Origin of the sequence: uncultured Veillonella sp. (assembly GCF_934190855.1) — a bacterium.
In the GTDB taxonomy this organism is placed as follows: Bacteria; Bacillota; Negativicutes; order Veillonellales; family Veillonellaceae; genus Veillonella.
The window spans coordinates 1-1,608 of the sequence record NZ_CAKPTN010000236.1 but is presented as its reverse complement, the minus strand read 5'-3'; the positions used below and the strand labels follow the sequence as shown (position 1 = coordinate 1,608).

The following is a 1,608-nucleotide window of genomic DNA, read 5'->3' as shown; positions in this document are numbered from 1 at the left end:
ATGATGTAATTATCAAACTAATCCGTAATGGCCTTAAAAAAGTAGCTGGTGTTGATGAATCTAGTGTGATTTCTTTCAAAAAAGGCGACAAAGGCCAAAATGGTCTCATTGTAGATATGGCTGTTGTTATTGAACATGGTTATCCTGTAAAAACATTGATGCAACAAGTACAAAAATCTGTACGCAATGAGATTGAATATATTACAGGCATGTCTATTGAGCGAATGTCTATTAAAGTTAAAAATATTATTGAAACTAAACGTAAGATTGTTAAAGTGTAGGAGTTAGAATGAAGTCTTATTATATTTACACCTATGGTTGTCAAATGAATACTGCCGATTCTGAGCGCTTATCGCATCAGCTGGAATCTGTTGGATATAAACCAACAGAGGACGTGGAAACTGCAGATTTAATTTTATTAAATACTTGTGCAGTGCGTGAGAATGCAGAAACTAAAGTTTATGGTCGCATAGGTGAGCTAATGAGACTAAAGCGTAAAAATAAAAATTTGATTCTTGCTGTTACTGGCTGTATGGCACAAAAGAATCAAGCAGAAATGTTTAAGCGCGCTCCACACATAGATATTGTCTTAGGTACTCATAATATTCAACATATTAATGAAATGATTGAAGAAGTACAACGAGGACATACACACCAAATTAGTGTAGATATGGATAATACTGTACTTCCAGAATTAGAGGCAAAACCTAATGGTACATTTTATGCTTGGGTGCCAATAATGAATGGTTGCAACAAGTTCTGTACCTATTGTATCGTTCCACACGTTCGTGGTAGAGAGATTAGCCGGCCTGTAGAGGCCATCGTAAAAGAGGTAACTGACCTTGGTGCAAAAGGATTTAAAGAAATTACCTTATTAGGGCAAAATGTTAACTCTTATGGCTTAGATTTTAAAGACGGCACTGACTTTGGTACACTCGTTGATGCTTTAGATGGCATTCCTGGTATAGAGCGTATCCGTTATATGACAAGCCATCCTCAAGATATGACTAAATCTATGATTGATGCGCTAGGTCGTTCTTCTAATATCGTTACGCATTTACATTTACCAATTCAATCTGGGTCAGATCGTATTCTTAAAAAGATGAACCGACACTATACGGTGGAGCATTATAAAGAATTACTTTCTTACTGTCGTGAGAAAATTAAAGATGTAGTTGTAACTACAGATATTATCGTAGGTTTCCCAGGGGAAACAGAGGAAGATTTCCAAGCTACATTACAATTACTAAAAGATGTACGTTATGATATGGCGTATACCTTTATTTATTCTAAACGTTCTGGAACGCCAGCAGCAACTATGGATGATCAAATTCCAGAAGAGGTTAAACGGGTACGTTTACAAACATTGATGGATGTACAAAACGAAATCTCTTATGAATTAAACAAACCTATGGAAGGACAAGTGTTTGATATTATTGTTGAGGGGCCAAGTCCTCGCGATGAAGATATGTGGTTTGGTCGTACTTCGGGGAATAAAATGGTGTTATTCCCTAAAGACGATTCCTTATCAATTGGTGAAACAGTACCAGCCTATATTGATAAAGCACAAACTTGGGTTTGCTACGGTACAATACAAAAGGGGTAAGT

The 1,608-nt window shown here is 36.4% G+C and carries 2 protein-coding genes; both read left to right on the top strand.

Going from position 1 to position 1,608, the window contains the following annotated elements; all coding sequences use genetic code 11:
- The coding region (locus Q0F90_RS09165; protein ID WP_296004978.1) for an Asp23/Gls24 family envelope stress response protein at positions 1–281 on the top strand (281 nt) is incomplete at its 5' end.
- Between the two features lie 8 nt (positions 282–289).
- A complete protein-coding gene (miaB, locus tag Q0F90_RS09160) occupies positions 290–1,606 on the top strand; it encodes a tRNA (N6-isopentenyl adenosine(37)-C2)-methylthiotransferase MiaB (RefSeq protein WP_296004976.1) in 1,317 nt (438 codons plus the stop codon).
- The last annotated feature ends 2 nt before the right edge of the window (positions 1,607–1,608 follow it).

What these genes read in the sequence shown, in the direction of transcription:
- miaB (WP_296004976.1), top strand. Translation starts at nt 290, where the DNA reads ATGAAGTCTTATTATATTTACACCTATGGTTGTCAAATGAATACTGCC.